Annotated in this window: 24 protein-coding genes and 7 pseudogenes; 22 read left to right on the top strand and 9 right to left on the bottom strand. The window is 59.8% G+C overall.

Going from position 1 to position 24,018, the window contains the following annotated elements; translation table 11 throughout:
- The first annotated feature begins 470 nt into the window (after positions 1 to 470).
- From AAF143_RS04785 to AAF143_RS04725, 13 genes and pseudogenes are all read left to right on the top strand, one after another.
- The gene (locus tag AAF143_RS04785; protein WP_255008468.1) at positions 471 to 1,202 is read left to right on the top strand and encodes a glycosyltransferase; all 732 of its coding nucleotides are present in this window, start codon (positions 471 to 473) and stop codon (positions 1,200 to 1,202) included.
- A gap of 11 nt (positions 1,203 to 1,213) precedes the next feature.
- On the top strand, positions 1,214 to 2,365 hold the full coding sequence (locus AAF143_RS04780; protein WP_255008465.1) for an O-antigen polymerase: 1,152 nt from the start codon (positions 1,214 to 1,216) through the stop codon (positions 2,363 to 2,365).
- A gap of 4 nt (positions 2,366 to 2,369) precedes the next feature.
- Positions 2,370 to 3,197 carry a glycosyltransferase family 2 protein gene (locus AAF143_RS04775; RefSeq protein ID WP_255008464.1) on the top strand — a complete coding sequence of 276 codons (828 nt, stop codon included), beginning with the start codon at positions 2,370 to 2,372 and terminating at the stop codon, positions 3,195 to 3,197.
- 129 nt (positions 3,198 to 3,326) lie between these two features.
- On the top strand, positions 3,327 to 4,469 hold the full coding sequence (locus tag AAF143_RS04770) for an NAD-dependent epimerase/dehydratase family protein (protein WP_255008462.1): 1,143 nt from the start codon (positions 3,327 to 3,329) through the stop codon (positions 4,467 to 4,469).
- On the top strand, positions 4,466 to 5,053 hold the full coding sequence (locus AAF143_RS04765) for a serine O-acetyltransferase (RefSeq protein WP_255008461.1): 588 nt from the start codon (positions 4,466 to 4,468) through the stop codon (positions 5,051 to 5,053). The genes AAF143_RS04770 and AAF143_RS04765 overlap by 4 nt, the downstream gene beginning before the upstream one ends.
- A 67-nt stretch (positions 5,054 to 5,120) precedes the next feature.
- Positions 5,121 to 6,050: a hypothetical protein gene (locus AAF143_RS04760; protein ID WP_414026567.1), complete on the top strand. Its 930-nt coding sequence runs from the start codon at positions 5,121 to 5,123 to the stop codon at positions 6,048 to 6,050.
- 194 nt (positions 6,051 to 6,244) lie between these two features.
- Complete coding sequence (locus tag AAF143_RS04755; protein WP_414026566.1) at positions 6,245 to 7,006, top strand: hypothetical protein; 762 nt, start codon at positions 6,245 to 6,247, stop codon at positions 7,004 to 7,006.
- Positions 7,007 to 7,192: 186 nt separating this feature from the next.
- A complete protein-coding gene (locus AAF143_RS04750) occupies positions 7,193 to 7,396 on the top strand; it encodes a CopG family transcriptional regulator (protein ID WP_255008456.1) in 204 nt (67 codons plus the stop codon).
- Positions 7,397 to 7,669, top strand: coding sequence for a hypothetical protein (locus tag AAF143_RS04745; protein WP_255008454.1), 273 nt, complete (start codon positions 7,397 to 7,399; stop codon positions 7,667 to 7,669).
- A 410-nt stretch (positions 7,670 to 8,079) separates the two neighbouring features.
- The gene (locus AAF143_RS04740; protein ID WP_414026565.1) at positions 8,080 to 8,475 is read left to right on the top strand and encodes a hypothetical protein; all 396 of its coding nucleotides are present in this window, start codon (positions 8,080 to 8,082) and stop codon (positions 8,473 to 8,475) included.
- Positions 8,450 to 8,731 (top strand): annotated as a pseudogene (locus tag AAF143_RS04735) (nucleoside-diphosphate sugar epimerase/dehydratase); the annotation flags it as partial. The gene AAF143_RS04740 and the pseudogene AAF143_RS04735, both read left to right, overlap by 26 nt.
- Positions 8,732 to 8,949: 218 nt before the next feature.
- A complete protein-coding gene (locus AAF143_RS04730) occupies positions 8,950 to 9,360 on the top strand; it encodes a polysaccharide biosynthesis protein (protein ID WP_414026891.1) in 411 nt (136 codons plus the stop codon).
- Entirely contained in the window at positions 9,281 to 9,865 is a 585-nt protein-coding gene (locus AAF143_RS04725) for a polysaccharide biosynthesis protein (protein ID WP_414026564.1), read from the top strand. The genes AAF143_RS04730 and AAF143_RS04725 overlap by 80 nt, the downstream gene beginning before the upstream one ends.
- Positions 9,866 to 9,991: 126 nt before the next feature.
- On the opposite strand, the gene AAF143_RS04720 is transcribed toward AAF143_RS04725, so the two are convergent.
- A complete protein-coding gene (locus tag AAF143_RS04720; protein WP_414026563.1) occupies positions 9,992 to 11,308 on the bottom strand; it encodes an exopolysaccharide biosynthesis polyprenyl glycosylphosphotransferase in 1,317 nt (438 codons plus the stop codon).
- A gap of 140 nt (positions 11,309 to 11,448) precedes the next feature.
- On the opposite strand from AAF143_RS04720, the pseudogene gmd reads away from it, so the two are divergent.
- From gmd to AAF143_RS04695, 5 genes and pseudogenes are all read left to right on the top strand, one after another.
- Positions 11,449 to 12,593 (top strand): annotated as a pseudogene (gene gmd / locus AAF143_RS04715) (GDP-mannose 4,6-dehydratase).
- 25 nt (positions 12,594 to 12,618) lie between these two features.
- Positions 12,619 to 13,637 (top strand): annotated as a pseudogene (locus tag AAF143_RS04710) (GDP-L-fucose synthase family protein).
- 24 nt (positions 13,638 to 13,661) lie between these two features.
- Positions 13,662 to 14,612 (top strand): UDP-glucuronic acid decarboxylase family protein, encoded by a 951-nt coding sequence (locus AAF143_RS04705; protein ID WP_255008439.1) that lies wholly within the window; start codon positions 13,662 to 13,664, stop codon positions 14,610 to 14,612.
- Positions 14,609 to 15,994 (top strand): nucleotide sugar dehydrogenase, encoded by a 1,386-nt coding sequence (locus tag AAF143_RS04700; protein ID WP_255008437.1) that lies wholly within the window; start codon positions 14,609 to 14,611, stop codon positions 15,992 to 15,994. Before AAF143_RS04705 ends, AAF143_RS04700 begins: the two co-directional genes overlap by 4 nt.
- 1 nt (position 15,995) lies before the next feature.
- On the top strand, positions 15,996 to 17,042 hold the full coding sequence (locus tag AAF143_RS04695) for an NAD-dependent epimerase (protein ID WP_255008434.1): 1,047 nt from the start codon (positions 15,996 to 15,998) through the stop codon (positions 17,040 to 17,042).
- Between the two features lie 29 nt (positions 17,043 to 17,071).
- On the opposite strand, the gene AAF143_RS04690 is transcribed toward AAF143_RS04695, so the two are convergent.
- The 7 genes from AAF143_RS04690 to AAF143_RS04660 all read right to left on the bottom strand — a co-directional run bounded on the left by AAF143_RS04690 (position 17,072) and on the right by AAF143_RS04660 (position 19,973).
- Positions 17,072 to 17,524 (bottom strand): hypothetical protein, encoded by a 453-nt coding sequence (locus AAF143_RS04690; RefSeq protein WP_255008433.1) that lies wholly within the window; start codon positions 17,522 to 17,524, stop codon positions 17,072 to 17,074.
- 124 nt (positions 17,525 to 17,648) lie between these two features.
- Entirely contained in the window at positions 17,649 to 17,849 is a 201-nt protein-coding gene (locus tag AAF143_RS04685; RefSeq protein ID WP_255008432.1) for a photosystem II reaction center protein J, read from the bottom strand.
- Positions 17,850 to 17,864: 15 nt separating this feature from the next.
- Positions 17,865 to 17,984, bottom strand: a complete 120-nt coding sequence (locus AAF143_RS04680) for a photosystem II reaction center protein L (RefSeq protein ID WP_255008430.1) — start codon at positions 17,982 to 17,984, stop codon at positions 17,865 to 17,867.
- A gap of 11 nt (positions 17,985 to 17,995) precedes the next feature.
- Positions 17,996 to 18,133 carry a cytochrome b559 subunit beta gene (psbF, locus tag AAF143_RS04675; protein WP_255008427.1) on the bottom strand — a complete coding sequence of 46 codons (138 nt, stop codon included), beginning with the start codon at positions 18,131 to 18,133 and terminating at the stop codon, positions 17,996 to 17,998.
- A 3-nt stretch (positions 18,134 to 18,136) separates the two neighbouring features.
- Positions 18,137 to 18,385, bottom strand: a complete 249-nt coding sequence (gene psbE, locus AAF143_RS04670) for a cytochrome b559 subunit alpha (protein ID WP_255008425.1) — start codon at positions 18,383 to 18,385, stop codon at positions 18,137 to 18,139.
- 86 nt (positions 18,386 to 18,471) lie between these two features.
- A complete protein-coding gene (locus AAF143_RS04665; protein WP_255008422.1) occupies positions 18,472 to 19,470 on the bottom strand; it encodes a photosynthesis system II assembly factor Ycf48 in 999 nt (332 codons plus the stop codon).
- Positions 19,471 to 19,475: 5 nt separating this feature from the next.
- Positions 19,476 to 19,973, bottom strand: a complete 498-nt coding sequence (locus tag AAF143_RS04660) for a rubredoxin (protein ID WP_414026562.1) — start codon at positions 19,971 to 19,973, stop codon at positions 19,476 to 19,478.
- 103 nt (positions 19,974 to 20,076) lie between these two features.
- On the opposite strand from AAF143_RS04660, the pseudogene AAF143_RS04655 reads away from it, so the two are divergent.
- The 3 genes and pseudogenes from AAF143_RS04655 (at position 20,077) to AAF143_RS04645 (ending at position 21,732) form a co-directional block, all read left to right on the top strand.
- Positions 20,077 to 20,438, top strand: a pseudogene (locus AAF143_RS04655) (NAD(P)H-quinone oxidoreductase subunit 3).
- A gap of 40 nt (positions 20,439 to 20,478) precedes the next feature.
- Positions 20,479 to 21,195 carry an NADH-quinone oxidoreductase subunit NuoB gene (gene nuoB, locus AAF143_RS04650; RefSeq protein WP_255008735.1) on the top strand — a complete coding sequence of 239 codons (717 nt, stop codon included), beginning with the start codon at positions 20,479 to 20,481 and terminating at the stop codon, positions 21,193 to 21,195.
- A pseudogene (locus AAF143_RS04645) lies at positions 21,188 to 21,732 on the top strand (NAD(P)H-quinone oxidoreductase subunit J). The gene nuoB and the pseudogene AAF143_RS04645 overlap by 8 nt, the downstream one beginning before the upstream one ends.
- Here the strand turns inward: AAF143_RS04645 and AAF143_RS04640 are convergent.
- A pseudogene (locus AAF143_RS04640) lies at positions 21,726 to 23,040 on the bottom strand (gluconeogenesis factor YvcK family protein). The pseudogenes AAF143_RS04645 and AAF143_RS04640 overlap by 7 nt on opposite strands.
- A 234-nt stretch (positions 23,041 to 23,274) precedes the next feature.
- Between AAF143_RS04640 and AAF143_RS04635 the strand changes: the two are divergent.
- Positions 23,275 to 24,016, top strand: a pseudogene (locus AAF143_RS04635) (ABC transporter ATP-binding protein).
- Positions 24,017 to 24,018: the final 2 nt, after the last annotated feature.

The following is a 24,018-nucleotide window of genomic DNA, read 5'->3' as shown; positions in this document are numbered from 1 at the left end:
GATGGACCGCAAGCTCCGCTCCAAAGCAGGACATCGGCCAGCCATGCCCCCCACCATCTACCTCCACCGGGCTGCCACCGGCTATGGCTGGGTGCACCGGCTGCATAGTTACGGAGTGGATCTTCCGGCCCACACGGATCTGCTTAACAGCCATGCGGCGCAACACCGATGCGGTTGCCCTCAGCTCCGCCTGCATGGGAGGCCAGCCCAATCCCTGGACCATTCCGCCCGCCCCCCGTCCATCTCGAGGCGCTTTGCCAGGAGGCGGCAGCGCTAGCAAGGGGTTGGGTGGGGTAGATCCGCACTTGCGGGTTATCTCTTTGCGGCCTCTTCAGGTTGGCTCAGGAATGGCAATAATTCGAGCTGCTCTGTTACCCATCTTTAAATTGTATCTTGCGTTCAGGCTTCTGGTTAATTCTAATTGACTTTAAGTGCCTCAAATTTATTGTCCTTGATCGATTCGATCTTGCATGATTAATAATCAAATCACCATTGTAACTCCTACAAAAAATGCTGCTCGGCATATTGGGAGCTTGGCCAAGTCTTTAGAAGCGCAGTCAAGGCTTGACTTTATTTGGCTCGTCGCAGACTCTGGATCAATCGACGATACTATCCACATCGTTGAAGCAACGGAACTAGAGAATAAAAATATTCTTAGGGGTGAAGATTTCTCCATTTATCATGGGTTAAATCGTGCTATTCTTCATGTTCAAACCCAATATTATCTAGTGGTAGGAGCGGACGATACGTTGGATAGATGTGCCATAGAAAACTATTATACTTTAATAGGACTTAATAATGAGCCTGACTTAATATTTTCTGCAATAAGAAGGGGGCGTCAAATTATTTATCCAAGGCAAAAATTAGGCTGGTTGCTTGGAATGCATGGTATAGGGTCATCTCATTCGGTCGGCACCCTCATAAAAACACAACTGCACCATCGTTTTGGCTTATATTCTTCAAGATTTCCGATGATGGCAGATGCTTACTTTCTTAAGATAGCTGTAACTGCTGGTGTGGCTACAGTTCATTCTTCATTTATAGCAGGTTGCTATGGTTTGTCTGGTTACAGTTCAAGCGATTCTTTTCATTACCTTCTCGAGTTCTTTGAAGTTCAGCTCAAAACAGAGCCTATGCCAGGCTTGCAGTATGTATTATTCATATTAAGGATAGCGAAGCTTGGTTTGGCTCAATTAATTTAAGTGGGATCATGATGTTATTTCTTCAGGCTTATTATCTGTTATTAGTTTCCTGCCTCGGTCTATATATAGCTTTCCCAATGGCGCATTATCAAGAAGTTTCTAGTAACTTACTAGTTATGTTGATATCTGCGCCAGTCCTAGTCTTCTTTGCGGTTTCGTCTGTTCCTATAGTTTCCTTGACACGCTGGAATTTTTCCACTAAACAAGTCTCATCTATTGTTAGATATATATATGCTTTTTGGATAGGATTAACGATACTCGAGATTGCTACACAAGGCACTCTTCCAATTTTTAGCCTTGGCTTCAATAACTATGGAGAATGGGGGACAAAAGGCCTCGGCGGCTTTATGAATGCAATCGCACTCTTGCTCCTTCCTTATCTATCTTTTTCAGATAGGCTCTCTCGCTCGTCTAGAATCATTGGTGTTGGCTCAATCCTTCTTTACCAGGTTTTAACTGTTAGGAGGGGGCACCTAGTATTCTTTATCTGCTACTTAGTGGCTACTTATTTCTACTTAAATCAAATTAAAATTTCGGTAAAAAATATAGTTCCATTTATCTTGGGAGTGATTGTTCTTATTATAGTATTCGGCATCATTGGCGATTCACGTGGTGAATATGCCAATCCTTTTCTTTCTCTTTTTGACGAAAGAACAAAGGGCTTGCTGGCTTTACTGCCTTCTGGCTTTACATGGGTGCTAGTATATTTTACTAGTCCGTTGGGTAATCTAAATTCTGCATGGGCTGATACGTGCGCTGATGAATTTTCGCCTATCCTCTCTCTTTTTCCTTCACCATTAAGGAGCTTCTTCTCCGGCCAATATAGCGTATTAAATTGTTCGATTGACTTAGACAATCCTGCTTTGAATGTTAGTACCGGCTTCCTAACCTTTAAGCAGGCTGGCTGGTTTGCTAGCTTTTACCTATCCATTGTTATTTATGGCATGTTTGTTGCCTCATCACTTTATAAACGTACTAAGGAAAAAAATATATTTGCATCTGCAGCCATGGCGCTTTGTTTAATGACTATATTGACGTCATTTTTTTCGAACTTCTTTTTTCTTCCTACTTATTTTATAGCATTTATTCTTTTGTTGTTTTTTGCTTCAAATACACTTACTGCTACTTCATGCTTGGCCATTGGCCGCAAGAGCCTGAAATAGTAAAATGAAATATTCCGTTGTTATTCCTTTTTACAATAATGGTCCAGAGGTATTTAATGCGATTTCATCTGTCGCCAATCAGACCCTTCCGCCATGCCTCATCGTTATCGTCAATGATTGCTCTTCTCCTCTATCTTCAAAGATGTTGATTGGTGGGCTGGCCAATAGATTCATTGGATTGGTAGACATTATTACCCATCAGGTTAATCAAGGTGTGTCAAATTCTAGAAATACTGGTATTAATGCATCCTTAAGTGCAGGTGTTGACTTCATTGCGTTTTGCGATGCCGATGATCAATGGGCCGTTAATAAGATGGAGTTTCAGATTCCTCTTTTTTGCCACCCAAGCATTATGGCTGTGGCATGTTGTTTAATCGACTCGCCTAATTGTACTGGTATATTGGAAAACACTGTAACTTCTTTGAGAACCTTAGATCTTCTCCTGCGAAACTATATTCAGCCGTCAACCCTTGTTGTTCGTTCTGAGTCATTCCTTGCTGCTGGTTTATTCCCTTTTGGTAGAAGATTTGCAGAGGAAGGTGACTTTTATAATAGGCTTGCCGAAAAGGGGTCGATATTGCTTTTGAGATTAGGATTGGTAGAGTATGATACAAGAGATTATAGCAATCATGCCAATCCAGCTAAATCTAATCGTGTTAGACTTAGCAGTAATGTCTTAGCGATGTATCTTGGTAATATTGAGAATATACTTAATTGTCGAAAGCGTGGATCGCTCTCTTCTCTTTCTACTGTGCTGTTTGTTCTCTTTCAGATATTAAGATTTCTCAGGAGAATTCTCCTCAATTGGTTTGGTCGTCTTTTGCCGTCCTGAAAAGCATAAAATCGAACGTTGATGTAGATTCTTTAGGATCTTGTGCCACACCCCATTTAATGACCCCGTCTCCCCACATTCTTTGACAAGACTTTTGTTGCAATTCTCACCTCATTTGTCAATTTAAGTATGACTACCATACTGATTACAGGTGGTGCTGGATTTATTGGTGCAAATCTTTGCAGAATTCTTAAGTCTTCTGCCGTTCAAATTCGCATTCTAGATTCTCTGTCTTCACAGGTACATGGTGAACTTCCTTCGGGCTTGAGTTGGTTATCAAGCTCTTCTGTTGAATTTGTCCGAGCCTCAATACTCGATCCACAGGCTCTCTCTAAAGCACTTGATGGAGTTGAGTGTGTAGTGCATCTCGCGGCTGAAACCGGTACTGGGCAATCTATGTATGCTATAGCGAATTATAATCAAGTTAATTCCCAAGGAACCGCACTTCTATTAGACGTTATTGCTAATTCACCCAATAGGACTGTAGAGCGTATTGTTCTTACATCCAGTCGTTCTGTTTATGGAGAGGGATCCTTCATCTGTCCTGCCTGTGTTGGAAGCTCTGTCCGCCAATTTCCCCAATCTAGAAGCTTAGCCGAGCTTTCTGCCCATAAATGGGAGCCTTCATGCAACGTGTGCGGCTTTCCACTTCAAGCCGTAGCAACCCGTGAATCAGATCAAGTGCTCCCTGCTTCTATCTATGCTGCCACAAAATATGCACAAGAAGATTTAGTTCGAGTGGCATGTGGTGCACTTGGTATGGATTATGCTATACTAAGACTTCAAAATGTATTTGGTGAAGGACAATCCTTAAATAATCCCTACACTGGTATTCTTTCTATCTTTTCTACTCGAATCCGCCGCGGACTTGAGCTGCCAATATTTGAGGATGGGCTTGAATCTCGAGACTTTGTTCATGTAGAAGATGTGGCGAGGGCCATCCAATCTTGCGCTCTTTCTTCTGAGCCTATCAATCGCGTCATCAATGTGGGTAGTGGAATTTCCACAAGTGTATTAGAAGTTGCTAAGCAACTCATGGCATCGTTAAACATGCAAGCCCCCGTGCGCATTACCTCCGAATATCGATTGGGTGATATACGACATAATTTTGCCGATATCACCCGGCTGCGTCAACTGCTGCCTGATTGCCCCCGAATCACCTTAGCGGAAGGATTGGATCGTTTTGCTGCTTGGGTTCAATCTCAGCCTCTGCCAGAAGACCAACTAGAGCGTGCGAATTCTGAGTTGCGTGATCGCAAGCTAATGGGATGACGATTTCTGATGCTGGTAAAGTGTTGTACTTGGGAACTGTCAACTTAGTTCATGCAGATCTAATTCGCCAATTCCAATTGATCTATGGACAGGAAGCTCTGCCATCTTGCCTGCAATTGTGGATTTCAGGCGTTTCTCCAAGATATTTGCCTGTACTTCTTTATCGCTTATCACATAGCTTTTATCGGCACAACCTTGGCATCCTGGCTAAGTCTATATCATTTCTAAACTTTGCTATTTTTGGAATTGAAATTTCTGTTTCTTGTCCCATTGGGCCGGGGCTTTTTCTGCCACATACTCAGGGCACTGTAATTGGGGCTTGGCGAATTGGTTCAAATGCCACAATTTTTCAAGGTGTCACGATTGGAGCGCGCGATTTGGACTTCATGCCTAGTTTGCTCACCCGACCATCGATCGGTGATTGTGTCTCAATTGGAGCGGGCGCGGTAGTGCTTGGTGGGATTCACCTCGGTAATGGAAGCCAGGTTGGCGCTAATTCAGTTGTCCTAGCCTCTGTTCCGTCTGGCTACTTGGCAGTCGGATCTCCTGCCCGTAATGTTAATTCTGCCAAGCCGATTGCCTGATTGTAGTCATGGGTTTTCTTGTCGGCAAACGTGTTCTTTTTTTGCTCCTCCAATATTTGGATATCACTTGGAGATCGTTTCTGAGTTAGAGAAGCTTGGGGCCTTGGTAGATTGGATGCCGGATAGGCCCTTCGATAGTTCAATGGGGAAGGCATTGACTAGATTTTTCCCTTTTCTGGTCACTCCAGCCGCAACTAGTCTTTATAAGCGTCTGTTGAGTCGCCTTGGAGTTTCAAGATATGACTATATTTTTGTGATCAACGGGCAAACATTAACCCCTTCTTTTCTTCAATTTATGCGTCAATGTTTTCCTGCGGCACGTTTCATACTTTACATGTGGGACTCTGTGACTAATCGCCCTACTGTGAAAAAATGCTTTAGATTGTATGATTCTATATTCACCTTTGATTCGTTAGATGCGATCAAATATGGGCTTCGTTTTCGTGCGCTCTTTTATGGTAGTGGTTTTGCGCCTTCGGATCGCCCTCCTTCTATTAAATACCATATAAGTTTTGTTGGTACAGCGCATAGCGACCGCTTTTCTGTTGTTAATAACCTCAATTCCTGTCTTCCCTCGAATATTTTGTGCTTCTGGTATCTATACTTGCAGGCACCTTGGGTCTTTCAGGCATATCGGTTGTCTAAATGGAACATGCGACATGCCAAACGCTCCGACTTTCAATTTACGCCACTTGCGAAGGATCTCCTCCACTCTGTGTTTCTGCATTCTAAGGTGGTTCTTGATATTGCTCACCCTCGTCAAGCTGGATTGACGATGAGGACGTTTGAGGCACTCGGTTCCGGGAAGAAGCTTGTTACTACAAACCCTCTTGTCCGTGACTACGATTTTTTTTCTGAAGCCAACGTTTTTGTTATAGATCGAAAAAGACCATTCATTGATCACACTTTTTTAGAGAGTTCATTTTCTCCTTTTTCCCAGGAGATTCTTTTGCGCTATTCAATATCTGGCTGGCTCGCTGACATTTTTGACTTTTAATAATTGTGCGTCATTTTCTTGATATCCTTGTATTTTTGTCTTTTCTCAAGCTATTGACTTGCGAGATTCTTGTCTGTTTCCATTGACAGCGTTTGTTTTGTCGGCATGCCTTTGCTGGCTACTGCTTCTCCGCCTGATCCCCTTCCTTGCCAAGCGTCTCCCCGATACTCCCAATGTCCGGAGCGCCCACCAGCGTGTCACACCCCGTGGCGGGGGTGGCTTTTGTGATCGTTGCGGGGTTGGCCTCCCTGCTGCTCGCTCCCTGGTTTGGCGCTGCTGCCTGGTTGCCCGCAGTGGCCCTTCCCCTGGCCGCCCTCGGCCTGGGCGATGATCGCTTCAACCTGCCCGCCCGCCTGCGCTACCTGGTGCAAGTGCTGACGGCCGTAGCCCTGGTTGTGCTTTCGCCCCTGCCCTTCGGCTTGGCCTGGCTGGAGGTCCCCTTGTTGTTGATCGCAATCACCGCCGTGATCAACTTCACCAACTTCATGGACGGCCTCGATGGTCTGGTGGCCGGCTGCATGGCGGTGCTGTTCACCACAGCGCTGTTCTCCAGCCCCGGGTTGACCGGTCCGATTCCGTCAGCGCTGCTGCCCCTCGCCGCCCTAGTGGGCGCCCTGCTCGGCTTCCTGCTCTGGAACTGGAGCCCCGCCAAGGTGTTCATGGGTGATGTGGGCAGCACCTTCCTCGGCGCCGTGTTTGCCGGCGTGGTGCTGCAAGCCCCCAGCTGGCCCCTGGCCCTGGGCCTGCTGCTGGTGGCCACCCCCTGCTCGGCGACGCTTGCCTCTGCGTGCCCCGCCGTTTGCTGGCCGGCCAGCGCGTGTTCCAGGCCCACCGCCTGCACCTGTTCCAGCGCCTGCACCAGGCCGGTTGGCCCCATGCTCGCGTCTCCAGCCTCTACATCGGCGCCACCGGCCTGCTTGCTATTGCGTTGCTGCTTGGTGGCTTGGCTTGGGTGATGTCCCTTGCGGCCCTTGAGCTGTTGGTGGGCCTGTGGCTCGATCAGCGGGTGGCGGTGCCGTTTGCGGTGGCGGCGCGGGTGTGATGGGGAGGCCCAGAGGGGGCAAGGTAGAAAAGGCGGAATTCCTCCGTAAGAAACCCAGTTTTCACCCTAATATCATCCGTATCAATGCCGGTTTTAGCCCATGACAGCCTCCCGCCTGGAAGTGCGTCTGCCTGATCGCCTCAGTGAGCGACTGGAATCTTTGGCCACTTCAGAGGGGCTCACCAAAACCGACGTGTTCCGCCGTGCCCTCGCCTTGTATTTGCTGGTTAAGGAGCGGGAAGACGCTGGTGCCACGCTCCAATTCGTGAAGGACGACCAACGAGAAACCCTCGTGAGCATTTGAATGAGCGATCCCAACGCCGATTTCAAGACCCTTCTGGATCTCACCGGTGGCGTGGAAGTCAGAAGTGCTGAACACCCCGATGACCGCAGGCAGAGACATCGGCTCGAGGGCAATGCGGTTGTGTCGATCGGTGCTATCGCTGAGTTCTCCGCAGCGATCTTGTTGCTCAGTTTCTTCCGGCCGATACCTGAGAAGCGTGCTGACTGGGCTACCGGGGTTCTTCAGCTGGTTCTTGGTGGTGCTGTGGGATTTGCCTTGAAGCGTCCGTCTTGATGTTGGTGCTACTAAAAGTGCATTGCCCATTGGGGATCGAATTTCAGTCTCCATGCTCCGTCGCGGCTTTCTGGCCGCAGATGTGATGTCGGCAGCCCTGATCCCGCCAACGCTGCTACCCCTCGTCGCCCTGTCAGGCGCCTTGCTTGGCTTCCTGCTCTGGAACTGGAGCCCACTCAGCTTGGAAGGATGACACCCTACTGCTCCGTACACTTAGTTGCCTGAGAACACGAACAATCCACGGCTGGCACACGGAGGTGCCCAGGGCACGCGTCGACTGTGACAATCAAATCATGACCATTCACGGTCGATCCCTTACGCCAGCATTGACCAGCTTTCTCCCTGGCAGACGCGTGCCGACCCTCGGCAGGGTCTCCTCAGGATTGGCGCGCCGCTGGTCTCTGGCCCGCTTGGATCAATCGCTCATCCCCAGGCGTCTGCTGCTGCTCGTCCTGGATGGAGCGCTGATCTCCCTGGCCTTCTGGGCCGCCTTCGCCTTCCGGCTGCTCGACAACGCCTCGCCCCAATTCGAGCTTCAGCTGCACCTTCTTCCCTGGGCCCTGTTCATCGGCCTATCGGTCCTGCTTTCGAGCGGCTGGTACCGCAGCCTGACGCGCTATTCCGGCAGCCATTCCCTGTATGGCCTCCTGCCCCGTGCCGGGCTGGCCGTGTTGCTGCTGCTGCTGGTCAGCACCCTGCTGGGGGGTGCAGCCGCCCCGTTCCTTCTGGCTCCTGTTCTGGCTGTTGTTCGCTTCCTTGGAGATCGTCAGCCGGATTGTCATGCGCGATCTGCTGCGTTGGCATAGCCAAAGCGCCGGCCCAGGAGCCTCCGAGGGCACCCCCACCTTGATTTACGGCGCTGGCGAGGCCGGCATTCAACTGGTCGAGGCGCTTCGCCATCAACCCAGTTTTCAAGTAATGGCTGTCCTTGATGACGACCCGAGCCTGTGGGGCCGAAGGCTGCAGCGCTTGCCGATTCACTCGCCTGAGCACCTCCCTGCCCTGATCGATCAGTTCGGAATTCGACAGGTTTTGCTCGCCATTCCATCCGCCACTCGATCGCGCAAGCGTCAGTTGGTCCGCCTGCTCACCGATCAGGGGCTGCAGGTCTTGGCGATGCCCTCGCTGGCTCAGTTGGCCTGCGGGGATTTGCGCGTGACCGATCTCAAACCCGTCCAAATCGATGACCTGCTGGGCCGGGAGCCTTCGGTCCCTGACCGCGCCCTGCTAACCGCCTCGGTGGTTCGGCGCTCTGTGATGGTCACGGGGGCGGGGGCTCCATTGGCTCGGAGCTTTGCCGCCAGATCCTCAGCCTCCGACCCACCCGGCTGGTGCTGCTGGAGCGCAACGAGTTTGCGCTTTATTCGATTGCCCAGCAGCTGGAGGCTCAGTTGCTTTCCGCCGCCATGGAGGTTCCCATCGTCGCCGTGCTGGCGGATGTCAGCGACCGGCAGCGCCTGGAGATCCTGATCCGCAACCACGGCATTCAGGTGCTCTTTCACGCCGCCGCCTACAAACACGTGCCCCTGGTGGAGGCCAATGTCTGCGCGGGCCTGGCCAACAACGTGTTGGGCACCCGTTCGGCCCTCGAGGCGGCGATTGCCTGTGGCCTTGAGCGCTCTCACCCTGATCTCCACCGACAAGGCGGTGCGGCCCACCAATGCCATGGGCGCCAGCAAGCGGGTCTGTGAACTGCTTGTTCAGGACGCAGCTGCGGCGATAGCGGCCACAGGGCGCGGGCCGATCTGCTCAATGGTGCGCTTCGGCAATGTGCTCGGCTCCTCTGGTTCGGTGGTGCCTCGGTTTCGGCAGCAGATCAGTGAGGGCGGGCCCGTCACCGTCACCCATCCGGCGATCACCCGCTTTTTCATGACCATCCCTGAATCCGTTCAGCTGGTGCTCCAGGCCAGTGGCATGGCCTCCGGCGGAGAGGTGTTCGTGCTGGATATGGGTGATCCGGTGCGGATCGCCGATCTCGCCCGTCAGATGATCCGGCTCTCCGGCTGCACGGTGCGGGAGCCGGGCAACACCAGCGGTGATGTGGCGATCGAATTCACGGGCTTGCGGCCCGGAGAAAAGCTCTACGAGGAGCTGCTGCTCTCGGACACCGATGCCCCCACCGCCCACGCCCTGATCCGCCAGGCCCGCGAAGCTTTTTGCCACGCGATCAACTCACGAAACGGATGGCCGATCTAGAGGCCGCGATCGAGGCCTGGAACGCAGAGTGGGCCCTGCAGGCACTAAACCGTCTGGTTCCGGAGTACACTCCCGCCCACCATCAGTCCTGTTGAGCGCCCAGGGTTCCTTGGGTGATCGAGTTATTCACAGGCTGGTGTGCCTTGGCACCGCCCCCTGCCCTCGGGCCACCAACCGCAGGGTCTTGATCAGGATCAGCACATCCAGCATCAGGTTGGCGTTACGCAGGTAATAGAGGTCGTAGCTGAGCTTCCTGCGGCTGTCCTCCACGCTGGCGCCGTAGGGGTAACAGACCTGGGCCCAGCCGCTCAATCCTGGCCGCACCCAGTGGCGCACGCGGTAATGGGGAATCGCCTCCTCGAGTTCCCCTTCCAGTTCCGGCCGCTCCGGGCGTGGGCCGATCAAGCTCATGTCGCCCTTGAGCACACTCACCAGCTGGGGCAGCTCATCAAGGCGGAGCTTGCGCAGCCAGGCACCAATCCAGGTGATCCTTGGGTCGTTGCGCTGAGCCCACTGGGCGCCCTGGGCTTCTGCCTGCACCCCCATGCTGCGCAGTTTCCAGATCTGCATGGGCTCTCCGTAGATCCCTGTGCGCCGTTGGCCATACAACACCGGGCCGCCGTCGTTGAGCTTGATCGCCAATGCCGCCAGCGCCAGCAGCGGTGCGCTGAGCAGCAGCAACAATGAGGCCACGGCCACATCGCCGAGCCGCTTGAGGCGCCAACCCCAGCGCCCCGGTTGCAGCTCGAAGCCCTCCGCCTGCACCAGCCAGCGACTGGAGAACAGCTCGGGTGGCACGCGCTGAAGGTGCTGCTCGGCCCAAACCACCAGGCTGCGCACCGCGGTTCCCTTGCCCCGGATGGCCAGCAACTCCTGGAGCAGGCCGTCATCCAGTTCAGCCGCTTCACTCACGGCGATGCCATCGAGGCCGGCCCTGATGCGCTGGCGCTGCAGATGCAGAGACGCTCCATCGCAGTAAACCAGTTCCAGCCCCTGGGCCGCCTGGTCGCCCAGGAGTTCCTGTTGCAGGATCCTGATCTCGCCGGCGTCCCCCACCAGCAGCCAGTGGTGCCTGCGCCGTTGCCTGCGATTCGCCCAGAGCTGGGCGAGCGCTGACAAGCCCGCGGTGGCGGCCAGCAACGGCAAGATGAAGCTGCGGAACGTGCGTGGATCGTCGACCTTCAGGCCCCAGCTGAAGATCACCACCACGCTCGCCAGCACCAGAAGCGCCACCAGCACCGTGGCCAGCAGGCGCCAGCGCTGGGAATCCCGCTGGCCCTGCTCCGGTTTGGAGTAACGCCCCAACAGATAAGACGCCCCCACCCAGAGCACGATCAGGGCCCACACCGATGGCGTGAAGCCCGCCCAGTGACCGAAGCGGTTCCAGAAGAGCAGGTTGTAGAACCCCACCAGCAGGCCCGCATCGAGCAGGGCGAGCCCCATCAGCAGCCAGCGCTGCCTCAGCCAGGGGGTCCTCCACCACATGCCGGTTGCCCGCCTCAGCTGAGCGACTCTATGGGTCCTCCTTCATTGCTGGGATACTGGGCGACTTAGGGCCCGGCACCCGCAGCCCACTCGATTCCATGCAGAGCCAGAACCCTTCAAAAACCGCCCTGATCACCGGCATCACCGGCCAAGACGGCAGCTACCTGGCCGAGCTGCTGCTGGAGAAGGGCTACCAGGTGCACGGCATCAAGCGCCGCGCCAGCAGCTTCAACACCGATCGCATTGATCACCTCTACCAAGATCCCCACGAGCGCGACAGCAGCGGCACCTCCCCGCGGCTCACGCTGCACTACGGCGATCTCACCGATTCCACGAACCTGATCCGGATCATCCAGCAGGTGCAGCCCGACGAGATTTACAACCTCGGCGCCCAGAGTCACGTGGCGGTGAGCTTCGAGAGCCCGGAATACACCGCCAATTCCGATGCCCTCGGCACGCTGCGCATCCTTGAGGCCGTGCGCATCCTTGAGCTCACTTCAAAAACCCGCATCTATCAAGCCTCCACCAGTGAGCTGTATGGCCTGGTGCAGGAGATCCCCCAAAAGAGAGCACGCCGTTCTATCCGCGCAGCCCCTACGGCGTCGCCAAGCTCTACGCCTACTGGATCACGATCAATTACCGCGAGGCCTACGGGATGTATGCCTGCAATGGCATCCTCTTCAACCACGAAAGCCCCAGGCGTGGTGAGACCTTCGTGACCCGAAAGATCACGCGCGGTCTGGCGCGGATCGATGCGGGCCTCGACGAGTGCCTGTTCATGGGCAACCTCGATTCCCTGCGTGACTGGGGCCATGCCCGCGATTACGTGGAGATGCAGTGGCGGATGCTTCAGCAGCAGGGCCCGCCGGAAGACTTCGTGATCGCCACCGGCCGCCAGGAAACCGTGCGGCGCTTCATTGAACTGTCCGCCAGTGAACTGGGCTGGGGCGGCATCGTCTGGAGCGGGGAAGGAATCGAGGAGATCGGAACGCGCGCCGGCACGGGTGAAGTGGTGGTGCGCATCGACCCGCGTTACTTCCGCCCGGCCGAGGTGGAAACGCTGCTGGGCGATCCCAGCAAAGCTCACCAAAAGCTGGGCTGGACCCCCACCACCACGCTCGAGGAACTGGTGGCGGAGATGGTGTCCCACGACGTGGAGGAGGCCAAGAAGGAGGCTTACCTGCGCCTCAAGGGCTTCAACGTGGTGGGCTCGATGGAGAACCCCCCAGCAGTACCTCGGTGATCGGCGCTAGCGGTATCGGCAAGCCATGAATAGAGCCGCCGCTTCCAGCCCACCCCTGATCAGTCCAGACGACCGGATCTACGTGGCGGGTCACCGGGGCATGGCCGGCAGCGCCGTCGTGCGCGCCCTTGGCGCGGCCGGTTACGGCGAGCTGCTCATGGCATCCCGCAGCGAGCTCGATCTGGAGGACGGCCCCGCCGTGCGAGCCTGGTTCGAGGCCAATCGGCCCGATGTTGTGGTGCTGGCGGCCGCCAAGGTGGGCGGCATCCACTTCAACGACACCTACCCGGCTGATTTCCTGCTCGACAACCTCAAGATCCAGACCCATGTGATCGAGAGCGCCTGGCGCAGCGGCACGCGCCGGCTGCTGTTTCTCGGCAGCAGCTGCATCTATCCACGCGACTGCCCTCAACCGATCAAGGAGGAGTATCTGCTGACCGGGCCCCTGGAGCCCACGAACGAGTGGTACGCCATCGCCAAGATCGCCGGCATCAAGCTCTGTGCCGCCTTGCGCCAGCAATACGGCTTCGATGCGATCAGCCTGATGCCCACGAACCTCTACGGGCCGGGCGACAACTATCACCCGCTGAACTCCCACGTGATGGCAGCGATGATCCGCCGCTTCCACGAGGCCAAGGAAGCGGGTGCAGCATCGGTCACCTGCTGGGGCACGGGCTCACCGCTCAGGGAGTTCCTGCATGCCGATGATCTGGGGGAGGCCTGTGTGTTCGCCCTTGAGCATTGGGATCCCGCCGCACCTGGGGCCCCTCGGGATGATCAGGGTGAACCGCTCACCCATCTGAATGTGGGCACCGGCGTGGATCTCACCATCAAGGAGCTGGCCGAGGCTGTGGCGGTGGCCACGGGCTTCACCGGTGCGATCCACTGGGATGCCAGCAAGCCCGATGGCACCCCCAAAAGCAACTGGATGTGGGCCGCCTGGCGGCCCTGGGCTGGCTGGCCCACATCCCTTTGGCCGAGGGCCTCCGCAGCACGGTGGCTCTGTTCCGCGAGCAGCTCCAGCAGCAGCTGGTGCGGCTCTGATCGTTCCTCGTTTCACCCAGCTCCATGCCTGCTTCGATCACCCGCAACCTGGTCACCGGCGGCGCCGGCTTCGTGGGGTCACACCTCGTGGACCGGCTGATGGAGGCCGGCGAGGAGGTGCTCTGCCTCGACAACTACTTCACGGGTCGCAAGGAGAACATTGCCCGCTGGATCGGGCATCCCCGCTTCGAGCTGATCCGCCACGACGTCACTGAACCGATCCGGCTTGAGGTGGATCGCATCTGGCACCTGGCCTGCCCTGCCTCCCCGATCCACTACCAGCACAATCCGATCAAGACCGCCAAGACCAGCTTCCTCGGCACCGCCAACATGCTTGGGCTGGCCCGCCGCGTCGGCGCCCGCCTGCTGCTCGCCTCCACCAGTGAGGTCTACGGCGATCCCGAGGTGCATCCCCAGCCCGAGAGCTACCGCGGCAGTGTCAACACCCACGGCATCCGCGCCTGCTACGACGAAGGCAAGCGCGTCGCTGAAACCCTCTGCTTTGACTACCAGCGCGTGCATGGGGTGGAGATCCGCGTGGCCCGCATCTTCAACACCTACGGCCCGCGGATGCTCCCTGATGACGGCCGCGTGGTGAGCAACTTCATCGTCCAAGCCCTGCGGGGTGAACCGCTCACCCTCTACGGCGAGGGCGCCCAGACCCGCTCCTTTTGCTACGTCGACGACCTGGTGGAGGGCCTGATTCGCCTGATGAACGCTGGCCACCCCGGGCCGATCAACATCGGCAACCCCGGAGAATTCACCATCCGCCAACTCGCTGAGCTGGTGCGTGCCGCCATCAATCCCTCCCTGCCGCTCACCACCCAGCCCCTGCCCCAGGACGACCCGCTCCAGCGCCAACCCATGATCGATCTGGCCCGCCATGAGCTCGGCTGGGAGCCCACCATCCCTCTGGCTCAGGGCCTGGCGCGCACCATCGCTGACTTCCGCGCCCGCCTCGAGGTGACCCCTTGATCCGCACCATCTGCTGCATCGGTGCCGGCTACGTCGGTGGCCCCACCATGGCCGTTATTGCCGATCGCTGCCCCGAGATTCAGGTCACCGTGGTCGATCTCAACGTCCGCCGCATCGCCGCCTGGAACGACGACGACCTCTCCAAGCTGCCCGTCTACGAACCCGGACTCGCCGAGCTGGTGGGCCGCTGCCGCGGCCGCAACCTGCACTTCAGCACCGAAGTCGATGGCGCCATCTCCGGCGCCGACATGGTCTTCCTCTCGGTCAACACCCCCACCAAAACCAAGGGTGTTGGCGCCGGCCAGGCCTCTGACCTGCGCTGGATCGAGGCCTCCGCCCGTCAGGTGGCCGCCAACGCCAGTGGCCACACGATCGTGGTCGAAAAGAGCACCCTGCCGGTACGCACCGCCGAAACCGTCAGGACGATCCTGGCGGCGGGCCCGGCGGGCAAAAGCTTTGAGGTGCTCTCCAATCCTGAGTTCCTCGCCGAGGGCACGGCGATCACCGATCTGGAGAATCCCGATCGGGTGCTGATCGGCGGTGAGGAGGCCGACGCCATTGAGGCCCTCGCCTCGATCTATGGCCACTGGGTGCCCGCCGAGCGCATCCTGCGCACCAACCTCTGGAGCAGCGAGCTCTCCAAGCTCACCGCCAACGCCTTCCTCGCCCAGCGCATCTCCTCGATCAATTCGATCGCCGCCCTCTGCGAGGCCACTGGCGCCGATGTGCTCGAGGTCGGCCGTGCCATCGGCACCGACTCGCGCCTGGGCTCAAAGTTCCTCCAAGCAGGCCCAGGGTTCGGCGGCAGCTGCTTCCAGAAAGACATCCTCAACCTCGTCTACCTCAGCGGCCATTACGGCCTTCACGAGGTGGCGCGTTACTGGCAGCAGGTGGTTGAGCTCAATGCCTGGCAGCAGCACCGCATCGCCCGGCTCGTGGTGGCCGATCTGTTCGGCACCGTCACTGGCAAGCGCCTCGCCATCCTCGGCTTCGCGTTCAAGGCCGACACCAACGACACCCGCGAGGCCCCAGCGATCACCATCTGCCGCGACCTGCTCGAGGAGGGCGCCCAGCTGGCGATCTATGACCCCAAGGTGGACGTCGAGCAGATCAGCCAGGACCTGGGGGTACCACCCACCCCTGGGGCCGAGCCGCTCAGCGGCGATGGCGTTTGGCAGGTGGCGAGTGATCCGTTAACAGCGGCCAAAGGCGCTGATGCCATCGTGATCCTTACCGAATGGGGTGCCTTCCGCACTCTCGATTGGCCTGCTCTGGCCACCGTGATGCGGCAGCCCGCCTGGGTCTTCGATGCCCGTCGCATCGCCGATGCCGCTGCCGCCCGCGCCGCTGGACTCAAGGTCTGGCAGGTGGGCAAAGGTTGAGGTGAACCAGGCTGAGCTGAGCGCTGGTCTTGTTCTGGTCACCGGGGTCGCCGGCTTCATCGGTGCGGCCGTGGCGGAACGGTTGCTGCAGCGGGGCGAAACGGTGCTGGGTCTTGACAACCTCAACACCTACTACGACCCAGCCCTTAAGCGTGCGCGCCTTGAGCGTCTGCAGGCTCTTCCGGAAGCCTACGGCGGCGGATTTCGCTTCCACCAGCTGGATCTGGAGGACGGTGCGGCGATGGCTGAGCTGTTCGGAACCGAGCGTCCGGATCGGGTGGTCCACCTGGCGGCCCAGGCGGGGGTACGCCATTCGATCGACAACCCTGCGCTCTACATCCAGAGCAACCTGGTGGGCTTCGGGCACCTGCTCGAGGGCTGCCGCCATCAGGGGGTGCGACATCTGGTCTACGCCAGCAGTAGCTCGGTCTATGGCGGCAACCGCCGCATGCCCTTTTCCGAGCAGCATCCGGTGAACCACCCGGTAAGCCTCTATGCGGCCACTAAGAAGGCCAACGAGCTGATGGCCCACACCTACAGCCACCTTTACGGGCTGCCGGCCACGGGCCTGCGCTTCTTCACGGTCTATGGCCCCTGGGGCCGTCCGGATATGGCACCGATGCTGTTTGCCAAGGCGATCCTCGCGGGGGAGCCGATCCGGGTGTTCAACCATGGCCGCATGGAGCGCGACTTCACCTACATCGACGACATCCTCGAAGGGGTGATCCGTTGCCTCGACAAGCCAGCCACCCCTGATCCGGTGTTCGATCCCCTTGATCCCAACCCGGCCACGGCGGCTGGGCCCCACCGGCTCTTCAACATCGGCAACAGCCAACCCACACCGCTTTTGCGCTTCATCGAGCTGCTCGAAGACGCCCTGGGCGTGAAGGCCCTTCCCCAGTTCGAGCCCATGCAGCCTGGCGACGTGGCCGCCACGGCAGCTGACACCTCGGCGCTCGAGGCCTGGGTGGGATTTGCTCCCCACACTCCCCTCGAGGAGGGCCTGGGCGAGTTCGCCCGTTGGTACCGTGCGTATCACGGAGTCTGAGGGCCCTTACCTCTACCCGGCCGGCTCCTTCAACCCTTGTCGAAGTAGGTCTTGCCATCCGCCCGGCGGTGGCGCAGGCGCTGGGCTTCCCGGGCGGAGTACTGGCTCACGGTGGGATTGCCGCCGATCGCATCCACATGGGCCACCTGCAGCCACAGATCCCGCTTGGCCCAGCTGACGCTGTGATGGACTCGGTCGTGGCGCAGCACGTGGCACCAGCGGGCCATGCCGCAACTGGGGCAGAACAGCTCCTCGAGCCATTCGTCGCTCAGCACCAAGACGGGGTAGGCGTTGATCACCAACCGCGCCCTTTTGTCGGACATGCCCCGGGCCTTGAGTTGCTCGGGGGTGAGCAGGTGCAGGAAGTGCTTCTTGCCGTTGCCCTCGATGCGTTGTTCGGGGTGGGCGGGGCAGAACAGCTCCCGGCTGCGCGGACGGCGGTTGCGGCGCTCGGGCCGTGGTTCGGAAAAGGAGGCCGACAAACTCTGCTCGTCGCTGCATGAAATTTAGCCGCCTTGGAGGGGACTCCTCCTCAGTGGGTGGGATGCCCAACAAAAAGCGGGCCATTGGACCCGCTCGATCGCTGTTGTGAGGGTGAGCTTGAATTCAGGCGGATCCCACAGCCACGTAGGAGCCGTAGAAGAACAGCCCGACCACGAAGATCACGGCGATGCCGCCGGCGGTGGCCACCAGCCAAAGGGGCAGGGTTCCTTCGGTCCAGCGACTCCGCCAGGCAACAGCCGGCCGACCGTCGGGGAGGCGATCGGGCAGACGGCCGTCAGGCAGGGAAGATTTCTTGCCGCTCATGGCTGAGGTTCCGGATCAGTTGAAGAAGTAGCTGGTGAACAGCACACCGGTGACGAACACAAGCAAGAGCCCCATGTAGAGACTGGTGCGGTTGAGTTCGACCGGCAGGTTGTTGGGGTTGGGATTGCGTTGCATGGGGATGGGCTTCAGCGACGGACGAACTGCATGGCCGCCAGCGCACCCAGGAAAAACACCGTCGGGATGCCAAGGGCATGCACCGAAAGCCAACGCACCGTGAAAATCGGATAGTTGCGCGGTGTGGTGGCGATGGGGGATTGGGTCATGGCTTAATTCAAGCGCTGATCGAGTTGGCTCTTGGCTTCGTAGCGCTGGCTCACGACCGGAGCCTTGCTTTCCTGGGCCTGGAAGTAAGCATCCGGACGGGGAGTTCCGAAGGCGTCGTAGGCCAGGCCAGTGGAAACGAAAAAGAATCCGGCCAGGAAAATCGCCGGCAAGGTGACGGCGTGGATGACCCAGTAGCGGATGCTTGTGATGATCTCGAAGAACGGACGTTCCCCGGTGGAGCCGGCAGCCATAGCAGCGGGCAATTCAGCTAAGTGATCCTAAGGGTCAGGAGCAGAGCCCCGGGAGTGCGGGCACTGGTTGGTTACAGAGGGACGCATCAGCCCACCCAGCGCAGCAAGTTGCCCCGCTCCCCAAGCACGAATCCCTTGTCGCCGCCGGGGAAGACGATGCGGCTGAAGTTGCTGGCCTGGCTGCGGCCCACCGGATCGGTGCTCCAGTTCTTGCCCCCGTCCTGGCTCACCAGCAGGGTGCCGCTGCCGCCGCCGGCCCAGATGGCGCCGTTGGGGTCCCAGGCCATGTCGAGATAGCCGTAGCCGTTGTTGATCGGAATCACCGGCTTACCCCAGCTCTCGGGACTGTCCGCGTCGCCGTCGAAGCGCATCTGGGCCCCGCGGGAGAGCATCCACAGGTGGCCGTCGGGCTGCTGGCCCATGCTCTGCAGCCGCTGGCTGCTGATGCGCTGGTGGGGCTGCCAGAGCTCCTGACCAGGCTCCCAGGTGGCGAAGTAGTTCCCCAGGCTCGAGACCCCCACGTAGTCGCCCTGGCTGCCGCGGCGCAGGTCCCGCAGGGCGCCGGCGGCGTCGCTGACCTTGGCCTGCCAGCTGGTGCCCCCATCGCTGCTGGTGTAGATGGCGCCCACGCTGGTGGCCAGCTCGGCCTGACGGGGGCCGAGTGCCGTGATCAGATAGGGCTCGCCGGGGAGCTTGGTGTCGAGGAGCAGCCGGGTCCAGCTCTGACCGGCGTCATCGCTGTGCAGCAACAGACCTGGCTGGCCGGCGATCCAACCCTCCTGGCCTTGAAAATCGATGCTCAGGAGCCGGAAGTTCTCCTCGGCCGGCAGCTCCAGGGCACGTTCCTGCCAGCTGGCGCCGCCGTCCTCGGTTTCGAGGATCAGCCGGTTGCTTCCCACCAGCAGACCGTGACGGTCATCGCTGAAGGCCAGATCCAGGGGATTGGAGCGGCTGGGCAGCTCCACGGCCTGCCAAGGACTGGTCTGGGCGATCGGCAAATGGGAACTGGAGCATCCGCCCACCCCCAGGGCCAGGCCAAGGGCCAGGACGAGGCTGAGCAGGGTGGAGAGCAGCGGCCGTTTCACGGGACTCAGCGAAGGGAATAAAGGGAAAGGAAGAAGGCGACGGCGAGGGCGAAGGCGCTGAAGATCAGCACGTTCTTCTGGCCGGGTGTGAGCTTGTTGACCCCAAGGCCGAAGCCGAGGTTCTCCTCGAAGCCACTGGGTTTGTTCCGTGGCCCGATGTCCTTGAAGGCACCCACCCTGCTGCGGCAGACCGGGCAGCGGAAGCTGAGCGGATCGAGGTCTTCGAAAGCCACTCCAGGCTCGATGCCTAGCTTGCGGATGCCCTCGGTGGGATCGAAGACGAAACCGCAGCTGCGGCATTCGAAGCGGTGGTCGCGGCCGTCTTCTTCGACCTGGTCGGCCGCGTCCTGGCTGGAGCCCTCCACGGCGATCACCGGCCCAGGCGACGGCGAGGGCTCTGGGTGGTCGGCGGACGCAGCAGCCGTGTCCGCAGGCTCGTCAATGGGTGATTCCGGAACGTCCAGCGCCGGCTCCTGGGGGATGGCCTCCATCGTCGTCGTCACCCATTGCGCTCTTCTGACTCTATCCAGCGGCTCCGGGTCCAGCGCTTCCATGCGTCGGCTCTGGCCGGGAGGTGTCAGAATCCGCCGCAGGTCGGCCCTGCTCATGTTCGTTCTCTCCGGATACGACGCCTTTCTCGGCTTCCTGCTGATCTCGGCGGCGGTCCCGGTGCTGGCCCTGGTCACCAACAAGCTGCTCTCCCCCGCTCCCAGGCCGGAGAACGCCAGCTGACCTATGAATCCGGCATGGAGCCCATCGGCGGGGCCTGGATTCAGTTCAACATCCGCTACTACATGTTCGCTCTGGTCTTCGTCATCTTCGACGTGGAGACCGTCTTCCTCTACCCCTGGGCGGTGGCCTTCCACCGCCTCGGGCTGCTGGCCTTCATCGAGGCCCTGATCTTCATCGCCATCCTTGTGCTGGCCCTTGCCTACGCCTGGCGCAAAGGCGCCCTGGAATGGAGCTGAACCATGACCTTGACCCCCCTCGCCCACCGCCCCTGCCTCGATGGCGATCGACGCCCTGCGTGACCTGCGGGCCGCCAGCTGCAGTCCCGTCGGTACCCCCAGCGTCACCAACGCTCTTTCCGAGAACATCATCCTCACCAGCCTGGATGATCTCCACAACTGGGCGCGACTGAGCAGCCTCTGGCCCCTGCTCTACGGCACCGCCTGCTGCTTCATTGAGTTCGCCGCTCTGATCGGCTCCCGCTTCGATTTCGACCGCTTCGGTCTGGTGCCCCGCTCCAGCCCCCGCCAGGCGGATCTGCTGATCGTGGCCGGCACGGTCACCATGAAGATGGCTCCGGCCCTGGTGCGGCTCTACGAACAGATGCCGGAGCCCAAGTACGTGATCGCCATGGGCGCCTGCACGATCACCGGTGGCATGTTCAGCGCCGACTCCACCACCGCCGTGCGCGGGGTCGACAAGCTGATCCCCGTCGACCTCTACCTTCCCGGCTGCCCCCCACGGCCGGAGGCGATCTTCGACGCGGTGATCAAGCTGCGCAAGAAGGTGGCCAATGAGTCGTTCGCCGAGCGCGGCCAGCTCGCGCAGACCCATCGCTATCTCACCATCGAGCACCAGATGGTGGCGACCCTGCCGATCGTCGATGGCACTTACCTGAGGGCTGAAACCCAGCGGGCGGCCCTGGCCGCCTCGGCCGCCCTGCCGGTGGCCCTGACCGAACCCGTCCCCTCCTTCGCAGACAAGGGCGATGCCTGAATCCACCACCGATCCCGCGCCAACCCTGGCCGCACCCCAGCCCGGCCCCTGGAGCCAGTGGCTGAGCTCCGAGGGCTTTGAGCACCAGTTCCTTGACCCCGACCACCTGGGCGTCGAGCTGATCGGCGTGGAGCCGCAGGTGCTGCCGATCGTGGCGGCCGCCCTCAAGGCCCGTGGCTTCGATTACCTGCAGGTGCAGGGGGCTACGACGAGGGCCCCGGTGGACGCCTGGTGAGCTTCTACCACCTGGTGCGTCTGGCCGCCGGGGCCGACCCCAGCCCCGCCGCCGGCAGCTGCCCCGAGGAGGTGCGCCTCAAGGTGTTCCTTCAGCGGGATGGCGACCTCACCATCCCCAGCCTCTATCCGCTCTTCCGCGGAGCCGACTGGCAGGAGCGCGAAACCTTCGACATGTACGGCATTCGCTTCGAGGGTCATCCCCATCCCAAACGGTTGCTCATGCCCGAGGACTGGAAGGGTTATCCCCTGCGCAAGGACTACGTCCAGCCTGACTTCTACGAGCTCCAGGACGCCTACTGAGTCTTGCCCCGTCGGTAGAAACGCATCACCGCGAGGGCGAGGCTGCGGGGATCGTGGCGCAGGGTGGCACTCGGCCGGGCCCCCTGCAGCGGCGCCAGCATCACCTCGTAGCCCTGGCTGCGCAGGTGGCGCACGTCGCAGTCAACCGGCTCGGCCCCACGGCTGCGGTAATGGGCCACCAGGGTGGGTTCCTCCAACGACTCCTGGGCCAGCACGGCGGTGAACAGCCGTTGCTCCACCCCCAGGCTGGCCAGCTGGGCCTCGATCGCCCGCAGATGGCCCTCCACGTCCAGGCCATCGGTTTCACCGGGCTGGGTCATCAGGTTGCAGATGTAGAGGCGGGGCGCCTTGCTGCGGGAAATGGCCTCGACCAGTTCGGGCACCAGCAGGTTCGGCAGCAACGAGGTGTAGAGGCTGCCAGGTCCGAGCACGATCAGTTCGGCATTGGCGATCGCCTCCAGGGCCCTGGGCAGGGCGGGGGGCGCTCCGGTGTGCAGCCGAGGCGCACGATCGGACTGGCGGCCTGGCCGATACGCGATTCCCCTTCGATGCGCTCGCCGTTCTCCAACTCGGCCCAGAGGCGCACATCAGCGTTGGTGGCGGGCACCACCTGGCCCTGCACCGCCAGCACCCGGCTGCTGGCGGTGATCGCCGAGTCGAGGCTGCCGGTGATCGCGGTGAGGGCCGAGAGGAACAGGTTGCCGAAGCTGTGGCCCTCCAGGCCGCTGCCCGCCTTGAAGCGGTACTGGAACAGGCGGGTGAGCAGCGGTTCCTCGGTGGAGAGGGCCGCCAGACAGTTGCGGATGTCACCGGGGGCTGCACCCCCAGCTCTCGCCGCAGCACACCGCTGCTGCCGCCGTCGTCGGCCACGGTCACGATCGCCGTGAGGTTGCTGCTGTAGCGCTTGAGGCCGCTGAGCAGGGTGGAGAGGCCGGTGCCGCCGCCGATCGCCACGATCGCCGGGCCCCGGTTCAAGCGCCGCTGGGCCAGCAGGGCATCCACCAGCACCGTGCCTTTTTCCGGTGCGAGGGCCTGTTGGATCGAGCCGAAGCTGCGGCTCTGACCCAGCCAGATCAGGGCACCACCGATCACCAGCACCAGCGGACCGGTGATCGCCCGCGGCAGCACGGTGGTGATGTTCTTGAGCAGCCAGTTGATCGATTCCAGGAACCAGTAGATCGGCTTGAGGTCGGCCCAGACGGCCACCCCCAGCAGCGCGACCAGCAGCCCCAGCCCGGAGGTGAGGATCCAGCGTTTGACCACCAGACCGGGCTGCAGCCAGCGCGCCGCCCGCCAGGACCGGCTCATGAGGTCTTGCTGGCGAAGATCCCCCGGCCCACCCACCCCGGGCGTTGCTGGCGCCGACGGGCGGCGCGGTTCCGTGGGCTGGGGGTCTGGGGGCTCAAGCCACTGGGGCGAGGTGCCGATGTGGAATTGCAGCAACTGTACGAACGAAAGCGAAGATGGCCCCAGCCCCGCCCCTTCTCCGTGAGCGATCCGGTTTCGAGCCCCGAGCCCGTGGCGGTGATGGAGCGCCTGACCATGCGCTGGGGCGATCGCTTCGTGCTGGAGGCGGTGGACCTGGTGCTGGCCCCCGACGAGCGCCTGGTGGTGGTCGGTCCCTCGGGGGCGGGCAAATCCACGATCCTGCGGATCATGGCCGGACTGCAGCTGCCCACCAGCGGCCGGCTGCGCATCCACGGCTCCGAGCAGCGCTACCTGCGCCTCGACCAGCGCCATCCCCTGATGTGCGTCTGGTGTTCCAGAACCCCGCCCTGCTGGGCTCGCTCACGGTGCGGGAGAACGTGGGCTTTCTGCTCTACCGCCACAGTCGCCTGCGGCCGGCGGAGATTCGCGAGCGGGTGAGCGGCTGCCTGGAGGCGGTGGGGCTTTACGGCATCGAGGACATGTACCCCGGCGAGCTCAGTGGCGGCATGCAGAAGCGCGTGAGCTTTGCGCGGGCCCTGATCGATGACCCCACCCAGCCGGCGGGACGCGCCCCCTGTTGCTCTTCGATGAGCCCACGGCGGGCCTCGATCCAGTGGCCTGCACCCGCATCGAAGACCTGATCGTCAAGACCACCGAGGTGGCCAAGGGTTCAGCGGTGGTGGTCAGCCACGTTCACAGCACGATCGAGCGAGCCGCCGACCGGGTGGCCCTGCTCTACGACGGTCGGTTCCACTGGATCGGCAGCGTCGAGGAATTCCGCTGCACCGACAATCCGTTTGTGGTGCAGTTCAGGAGCGGTAGCCTGGACGGCCCCATGCAGCCGGCGGAGCTCTGAAC

The sequence above is a fragment of the Cyanobium sp. ATX-6F1 genome, from assembly GCF_047395825.1.
Classification (GTDB): domain Bacteria; phylum Cyanobacteriota; class Cyanobacteriia; order PCC-6307; family Cyanobiaceae; genus ATX-6F1.
Note: the sequence above shows the minus strand (reverse complement) of the source record. Positions and strands in the feature narration are given on the sequence as shown.

Coding starts and splice junctions, on each gene's coding strand:
- AAF143_RS04680 (WP_255008430.1), bottom strand. CDS start 17,984: ATGCAACGCAATCCCAACCCCAACAACCTGCCGGTCGAACTCAACCGC.
- nuoB (WP_255008735.1), top strand. CDS start 20,479: ATGGCGATCGACGCCCTGCGTGACCTGCGGGCCGCCAGCTGCAGTCCC.
- AAF143_RS04685 (WP_255008432.1), bottom strand. CDS start 17,849: ATGAGCGGCAAGAAATCTTCCCTGCCTGACGGCCGTCTGCCCGATCGC.
- AAF143_RS04765 (WP_255008461.1), top strand. CDS start 4,466: ATGACGATTTCTGATGCTGGTAAAGTGTTGTACTTGGGAACTGTCAAC.
- AAF143_RS04705 (WP_255008439.1), top strand. CDS start 13,662: ATGCCTGCTTCGATCACCCGCAACCTGGTCACCGGCGGCGCCGGCTTC.
- psbE (WP_255008425.1), bottom strand. CDS start 18,385: ATGGCTGCCGGCTCCACCGGGGAACGTCCGTTCTTCGAGATCATCACA.
- AAF143_RS04720 (WP_414026563.1), bottom strand. CDS start 11,308: ATGGGGCTCGCCCTGCTCGATGCGGGCCTGCTGGTGGGGTTCTACAAC.
- AAF143_RS04745 (WP_255008454.1), top strand. CDS start 7,397: ATGAGCGATCCCAACGCCGATTTCAAGACCCTTCTGGATCTCACCGGT.
- AAF143_RS04780 (WP_255008465.1), top strand. CDS start 1,214: ATGTTATTTCTTCAGGCTTATTATCTGTTATTAGTTTCCTGCCTCGGT.
- AAF143_RS04770 (WP_255008462.1), top strand. CDS start 3,327: ATGACTACCATACTGATTACAGGTGGTGCTGGATTTATTGGTGCAAAT.
- AAF143_RS04785 (WP_255008468.1), top strand. CDS start 471: ATGATTAATAATCAAATCACCATTGTAACTCCTACAAAAAATGCTGCT.
- psbF (WP_255008427.1), bottom strand. CDS start 18,133: ATGACCCAATCCCCCATCGCCACCACACCGCGCAACTATCCGATTTTC.
- AAF143_RS04775 (WP_255008464.1), top strand. CDS start 2,370: ATGAAATATTCCGTTGTTATTCCTTTTTACAATAATGGTCCAGAGGTA.
- AAF143_RS04750 (WP_255008456.1), top strand. CDS start 7,193: ATGACAGCCTCCCGCCTGGAAGTGCGTCTGCCTGATCGCCTCAGTGAG.